Consider the following 6,808-nt stretch of genomic DNA (forward strand, 5'->3'; position numbering starts at 1 on the left):
TTCTTTACTTCTATCTGTATATATTCTTCAATCGCTCCTTCTTTTATTTCCTGGGCCCTGTTCTCAAACGTATTTTAAATGTAAAAAGTGAATATTGTGTATATGTGTATTACACTTGGGAGAAAACACATTTGCCTTAAATTTCAAAATATGAAAAGAATACGTATACACATACATAATTACGTTTAACAAAGTTTATATAATAAAAACAGATTAAACCTTTCATAAAGATTTATGATATCTGGCACTATTCACCTTTCTATTCGATGTTGGCAACAGCTGTGTATTCAAATTTTTTAATACCCACAATTGTTCACTATATTACTTTAATACTAAGAGTTTGAACTGATAATTTTTATTTTGTATACCATTCGTATAAAAGTAATTTAATAAACTTTAAATAGAAAGTTGTAGATACAAAGAAATGGGATTACAAAGTATTTTACTTGTAAAAAAACAATATTTTACAATCCACAGAGGTATAAGATATGAAAATAAGAGTTGTCAGTTCCAAAGAAGAAATCAACACATTAAGCCCAAATGAAGAGATAGTGCACCTTGCATTCAGGCCATCTAACACGGACATCTTCTCACTTATAATGAAGTGCCCCCAGGTTAAGGCACTCCACATCCCAAGTTCTTACAAGAGAACTATATCCAACTCTGCAAAGATGTACCTCAAAATGCAGGGTATAGAACTGCTCGAAGGAGACGTGTGGGGACACCGCAAGGACATCAACGAATATTCTGAAGTTTCCCAGAGCGTTTACGACCGTATAAAACAATACCGTCTGGATGGAATGCAGGAAGATGATATCGCTGACAAGATGGTCAGAGAAACCAGGCTCAGCCCGGATTTCATCTCATTCCTTATCAAGAGCAACTAATTTTAAAATATAATGCCGGTCTTGATGACCTGCATTCTCTTCCCTTTTTGATCTATCTTTCGAATTTTAACCCCTGGATATAGCCCTTATTCTCCAGAAGTTGAATTTCACTGTTCCCAGAATTGAGCCTCAAAACATGCAAGGAAGTCAAAAAGACCTGAATACTTTCACTCCACTTCCATCAACTTAATACCTATTCCGGAAATAAGGAGTATAAATACCACCAAAGAAACAATGAATCCATAACTTTCCATCGATGGATTCGAATTGGAAGAAAAAGTAGAATGAGTAATAATAATAAGGGCGATCAGGACCAGCACTGAGCCAGTGGAAGATAATATTTCAAGGGTCTTTTTATCCATGTGGTCCAATAAGCGGGTAACCTACATCAATTTAACGCATTGGGAAATCAGTTCAGCATGTATATCAATAGGTGATCCATGACAGAATTCGAGAGAGTACTTGTACAATCGTTTAATTCCTTTTTCACTGAGAATGAGATAAAAGGAATAGCACACAGAGTAAAACAGCATCGTTTTACTCCTCAATTCCTGGACGTACTTGTGGATTCACTTGACCCGGACTATTATATGGGCATAGAATGCAAAAGTATTTCTGTAGACAAAGGAGCAAAAGCTCTGTATTATTCTCAGCACTTCACCGTGGACAAAAAAGGCACTCATCAGATAGCACGTATCTCTGATTTCCTCAGACTTTCGGGGCGTGCCGGTTTTCTGGCAGTGGAACTGAGGATGGGAACTGGTTATTCCCGTGAAGCATATATCGTACCCTGGACCGAACTGGATACACTTTTTAATACCGAAGGAGAAAAGAAGTTATCTATATCTGATCTGAAAGAGTATGCAATGATAGAGAGAGAGGGAAACAGATATCGTATAGATCCTGCAAAGTGGAAAGCAGGAAGAGTAATCGGATAAGTGGTTGGAATGTCAGACTGTCTGGAGCAAATGAGAACACGTGCAAGAAAATGTGCTGACACGATACATGAGAACAGTGAAGTGAAGGTCGTGTCGCATATAGATGCAGATGGGATAACATCCGCAGCTATTATTTGCAAGGCACTTGAAAGTGCAGGCATTGAAAGTTCTGTCGGTTTTGTAAAACAACTTGACGAAAACACGATCTTTAAGCTGGCAGATCAGAATCCTGAACTTGTCATATTCACTGACCTGGGAAGCGGGATGCTTGAAACTATCATAAGATCCGGGTTAAATGTTGTGATATCTGATCACCATCGCCCACGGGGAGACACGGAAAACCTGATAAAGCATCATCTTAATCCCCATCTTTTCGGAGCGAACGGCTCTACAGATATAAGTGGTTCCGGAACAACATATTTGCTGGCTAACGAACTTGGAGATAACCATGACCTTGCAGGTCTCGCAATAGTTGGTGCAATTGGAGATATGCAGAACAGACGTAATGGTCATCTTATAAGTCTCAATAGGGAGATCCTTGAAGAGGGTGTATCTAAAGGGATATTGTCATTTGAAAAAGATGTCATGCTCTTTGGCAAGCAAACAAGGCCCATTTTCAAACTGCTGCAGTTTGCATCAGATCCATACCTTCCCGGTCTGACCGGGGATGAGGATGCGTGTATAGAGTTCCTTCACCGTATAGGGCTTCGTTTTGGAGATGACGATCGCTGGCGAAGATGGATAGACCTGGAACAGAAAGAAAAACAAACAATTGTCTCTGCTCTTCTACAACATGGTCTTTCTTCAGGACAGGAATCCTGCAAACTGGAGAGACTTATAGGGGAAGTTTATATATTGTTGAACGAAAGGGAAGGCACTGAAATGCGGGATGCCACCGAGTATTCGACATTGCTGAACGCAACAGGAAGATACGATAATGCCGAAATAGGGATGGCTGTATGCATGGGAGATAGGGAAGAGGCGTATGAGAAAGCAAGCAGATTACTTACTGAGCATCGATCTAACCTTGTAGATGGGCTTAAATTTGTAAAGACAAATGGAATTACAAAGCTCAGTAACCTACAGTATTTCGATGCAGGCTCAAATATAAAAGAAACAATTATAGGCATTGTTGCAGGCATGAGCACATCGGTTATCGCTGACAGGAATTATCCAATAGTCGCATTTGCAGATGCCGAAGGAGGCGTGAAAGTCTCAGCAAGAGGCACACAGGACCTTGTCAGAAAAGGGCTAAACCTATCAGAAGCATTAGCCTTTGTATCTGCAGAAGTAGGAGGGGCCGGAGGCGGGCATGATATTGCAGCCGGGGCAACTATTCCTCAGAATTCCAAAGATGAGTTCATACGCAGGCTTGATTCGATCATTGGCGCCCAAATCTCGAAGCAATGAGCTATCATCTGTACTCATTGATATGACGCAGCTCCCTGAAATCAACTGCCGTGGACATAGCATTTGTTCTTATGCCTATACCGTGTTCCTGAACAATGGCCATAGGATTGGTGCCGCCTATCACAACGATGCCAAGATGGTCCCTTTCCACAGGCACGTCCAGAATACGTGTATTTGGCTCTCCCACTTCGAGGATACCTGTGATACCAGCATCCATCATATCTGAAAGAATTCGGTCGATATCATCCCTTGCAACCATGGGAGCTTCCCTGAGGTTCGCCAGTATTTTTCCGGAACCCGTTTTAAGCATTTCAGTGACCGATGTGATCTCCTGGGACATGAGTACTTCCAGAGGATCGATCGTAGTACTGTGATAGGTTAGCACATTGGTGAACCTAAGAGGTGTTCCGTCCTTGATCTCCACCAATCCGCCAAATCTGGGGTTCACAAACACACCTTTCTTGAGCAGGATACCATCTATGGTGATGCTGCACATTGTGACAAAACCAACTTCATCCGGACCCACGGAGATCCCTGCAACATTATCCCCTTCATGGAGTACCCTTATAAAGGGACTTACTGACAGACCACTATTGATAGCCATTTCGAATATTCCCATCACATCATCGAAATCTTTCTTATCGATAATGGATAGGTTGACCACTACCTTACCTTCCCGTGTAACCGGATCAAAAGTTGTTCTGAACATCAGATCTTCTATCTTTGCTGATGTGAACTGGATACAGTAGTTTTTCTGCACCGATAGACCTCAAAGAACTTATTTGTCTTTCTTATATTATACACTATCGATGCAGATATGCAAAGTCTTTCATTCATTTGCAAGTAGCTTTGAGAACATTGCACTGTATAAATGCGGATTTTTCAGGAAATCCAGCTTACTGAGATCGCTAACAAGATTATACATATCCTCGCCCTTAGCAAGCCCCAGCATAGAAGGATCTGTGGGTTTCAGATAGCGTATAGGTGGTATGTTAGTATATTCCGGGTTGCCCACATAACCTGTCCCAAGAAGATAATATGCGGCGCCCGAATGTTCTTTGATGGGGTCGTACATGGACGAGAACTCACTGCACACCCAGTTTGCCATCTTAAGGGTCTTAGCGGAAGAATTAATGGTAATGTGACCATATCCCGGAGGAACCATTATTATATCTCCGGCTTTTGCCTCAACGACCACTACGTCCTCAACATTTTCTTCTGTCATCCTCTGCAATAAGTAATTAGCTTCCCCCTCAAGAACCTGATAGAGCTCTGCATAAGAAACGTGAGCTCCTGGCACATTAGGATGATAATGTCCGGCTGTTTTAACATACTCCTTCCCAAGCATTTGGGGCGGAATAACAGTGATGTCATATCTCAGTTGCTGAGATCTAATAGCTTCATGTTCCTTTTCATTTCTGTACAGATCCCTGTACATGTAATAGAGTTCAGTGTTCTTTGCTGTCCGGCTCCACTCCGTGTCATAGAGGACATCATCCATATCATGCAGCATTCTGATGTCTGGCTTCTTAATGTGTCCAAAAAAATTAAGTTCTTTCCCCATTTTTATATCCCTCAGTATCTTTAATACCTCACCGAATAGCCACTGTCCAATATTGCGTTCTTAGTGACCATATTATTATTATTTTTATTATTGATTTGTATATATATAACCTTGTAGGTTTCACATTTTGTCAGCCCCATTCCATGGGCCATGTTCCTGGAATTTTTCCAATATGCGCAGCGCAAGTTTTTTGTTTATACCTTCGATCTGGCACAGTTCTTCCATTGTGGCCTGGCCGATCTTTTCCACAGAACCAAAATAAGTGATAAGCGCTTTTTTCTTTGCTTCTCCTATGCCGCTTATGCCGTCAAGTATGGAATGCGTAAGCCTGGCAGATCTTCTGCGTCTGTGGGAAGACACGGCGAACCTGTGCGCCTCATCCCTTACATGCATAAGGAGTTTCAGGGCAGGAGAGCTATGAGGCAGAACTATCACTTCACCTGGGCCTTTTTTAGTAGTGATTATGTGTTCAAACCTTTTGGCAAGGCCAATGACAGGAACATCCAGCCCCAGCTTGTCAAGTGAATCTTTTGCTGCAGATAGCTGTCCTGGTCCTCCATCTATAAGGATCAGATCAGGAAAAGGCATCTTTTCTTCTTTGAGGCGGGAATAGCGGCGTCCAACAACTTCTCCCATCATTGCAAAATCATCAATGCCTTTAACTGTTCTGATATTGTGCTGCCTGTATTTATTATTAGATGGCTTACCATTCTCGAACACCACCATTGAGCCGACAGCATCTGTTCCGGAGATATTGGATATATCAAATCCTTCTATGTATAAAGGCACTGAGGGTAGGGAAAGTAATGATTGCAGGTCTTTGAGCGATTCCATCGACTCGCTGGCTACCACAGCTTTTAGCCGGTTTGCCCGCATGGTCATTTCTGCATTCATCAAAGCCATGTCGAGCATCTTCTTTTTATCACCCCTCTGAGGCACATTTATATGAACTTCCCGTCCTGACCTCTGTTTGAGCCATGAGGTGATGAGATCATGCTCAGGTATATCGTATTGTATCAATATTTCCGTAGGGATGGGCGAATCCAGATAATACTGCTTTATGAATTGAGAGACAATATCCGGAAGTGCAGTGCCTTCTGCGGAGCTCATGGCAAGGTCAGCTCTCCCCACCATATTACCATGTCTCACGTAGAATATCTGGATGTAGACTGTGTCACCATCCTTGACAGCTGCTATTACATCCCTGTCGTCTGTTCCGGAAGTGGCTATCTGCTGTTGTGAGAGCACTTTGACAGCTTCGAGCTGGTCCCTTACCTGGGCAGCAGCTTCATACTCCTGTTTTGATGCAAGGTCTTGCATCCTTTCTTCCAGTTCTTTCACCAACCCGGAAGTCTCTCCTTTAAGGAACTTTATAGCCTCCTGGACATTTTCCAGGTATTCCTTTTCACTTATCTTCCCGGCACATGGCGCATAGCATCTTTTAATATGATAGTCCAGACAGGGTCTTGCCTTCTTTTCATTAAGAGGTTGCCTGCACCTGCGTATCCTGAAGACCTGGGATATGATATCCAGTGTTTTTCTTATAGCACCTGCATTTGTATATGGCCCGAAATACAGGGACCCATCCATGAGCCTCCGGCGTGTCAGGAAGATCCGGGGATATCTGGAGTTCACTGTGACCTTGACATAAGGATACCTTTTATCGTCCTTCAGACGGACATTATACCGCGGCCTATATTTTTTGATAAGGTTCGCTTCAAGAACAAGAGCATCGACTTCCGTATCTGTGACTATATATTCCAGATCCTCTATGCGGCTGACAAGCGTTTTAGTCTTTGGAGTGAGGTTCTTTGATGACTGGAAGTACTGGCGGACCCTTTTTCGCAGTGAGAGGGCCTTCCCCACGTAGATCACTTCTCCGGAGTCATCTTTCATGAGGTACACTCCCGGAAGATCTGGAAGAGAAGAGAGGTCAACGGTCATTAGGTAGTTCTCCAAATATCATTATGTGCAGCAGGAAAATATAAATGTGCTATCCTTGACATAAA

At 42.5% G+C, this 6,808-nt stretch carries 7 protein-coding genes; 3 read left to right on the forward strand and 4 right to left on the reverse strand.

The features are described from left to right. The first annotated feature begins 488 nt into the window (after positions 1–488). The gene (locus AB7U21_RS05865; protein ID WP_333786728.1) at positions 489–887 is read left to right on the forward strand and encodes a DUF1699 family protein; all 399 of its coding nucleotides are present in this window, start codon (positions 489–491) and stop codon (positions 885–887) included. A 167-nt stretch (positions 888–1,054) separates the two neighbouring features. Here AB7U21_RS05865 and AB7U21_RS05870 read toward each other — a convergent pair whose 3' ends face one another. Further along, entirely contained in the window at positions 1,055–1,249 is a 195-nt protein-coding gene (locus tag AB7U21_RS05870) for a DUF7472 family protein (protein WP_333786727.1), read from the reverse strand. 78 nt (positions 1,250–1,327) lie between these two features. Here AB7U21_RS05870 and AB7U21_RS05875 point away from each other — a divergent pair, with 78 nt between their 5' ends. Both AB7U21_RS05875 and AB7U21_RS05880 read left to right on the forward strand, forming a co-directional pair. Continuing rightward, positions 1,328–1,825: a hypothetical protein gene (locus tag AB7U21_RS05875; RefSeq protein WP_333786726.1), complete on the forward strand. Its 498-nt coding sequence runs from the start codon at positions 1,328–1,330 to the stop codon at positions 1,823–1,825. A 9-nt stretch (positions 1,826–1,834) separates the two neighbouring features. Further along, complete coding sequence (locus tag AB7U21_RS05880; protein ID WP_428387664.1) at positions 1,835–3,235, forward strand: DHH family phosphoesterase; 1,401 nt, start codon at positions 1,835–1,837, stop codon at positions 3,233–3,235. A gap of 4 nt (positions 3,236–3,239) precedes the next feature. On the opposite strand, the gene AB7U21_RS05885 is transcribed toward AB7U21_RS05880, so the two are convergent. The 3 genes from AB7U21_RS05885 to uvrC form a co-directional block, all read right to left on the reverse strand. Continuing rightward, a complete protein-coding gene (locus AB7U21_RS05885) occupies positions 3,240–3,995 on the reverse strand; it encodes a DUF128 domain-containing protein (protein ID WP_428387666.1) in 756 nt (251 codons plus the stop codon). A 69-nt stretch (positions 3,996–4,064) separates the two neighbouring features. Then, entirely contained in the window at positions 4,065–4,799 is a 735-nt protein-coding gene (locus tag AB7U21_RS05890; RefSeq protein ID WP_428387668.1) for a glucose-6-phosphate isomerase family protein, read from the reverse strand. 120 nt (positions 4,800–4,919) lie between these two features. Further along, positions 4,920–6,758: an excinuclease ABC subunit UvrC gene (gene uvrC / locus AB7U21_RS05895; RefSeq protein WP_428387670.1), complete on the reverse strand. Its 1,839-nt coding sequence runs from the start codon at positions 6,756–6,758 to the stop codon at positions 4,920–4,922. Positions 6,759–6,808: the final 50 nt, after the last annotated feature.

The sequence above is a fragment of the Methanomethylovorans sp. genome (assembly GCF_050177135.1).
Lineage (GTDB): Archaea > Halobacteriota > Methanosarcinia > Methanosarcinales > Methanosarcinaceae > Methanomethylovorans.

Coding starts and splice junctions, on each gene's coding strand:
- AB7U21_RS05865 (WP_333786728.1), top strand. CDS start 489: ATGAAAATAAGAGTTGTCAGTTCCAAAGAAGAAATCAACACATTAAGC.
- AB7U21_RS05870 (WP_333786727.1), bottom strand. CDS start 1,249: ATGGATAAAAAGACCCTTGAAATATTATCTTCCACTGGCTCAGTGCTG.
- AB7U21_RS05875 (WP_333786726.1), top strand. CDS start 1,328: ATGACAGAATTCGAGAGAGTACTTGTACAATCGTTTAATTCCTTTTTC.
- AB7U21_RS05880 (WP_428387664.1), top strand. CDS start 1,835: ATGTCAGACTGTCTGGAGCAAATGAGAACACGTGCAAGAAAATGTGCT.
- AB7U21_RS05890 (WP_428387668.1), bottom strand. CDS start 4,799: ATGGGGAAAGAACTTAATTTTTTTGGACACATTAAGAAGCCAGACATC.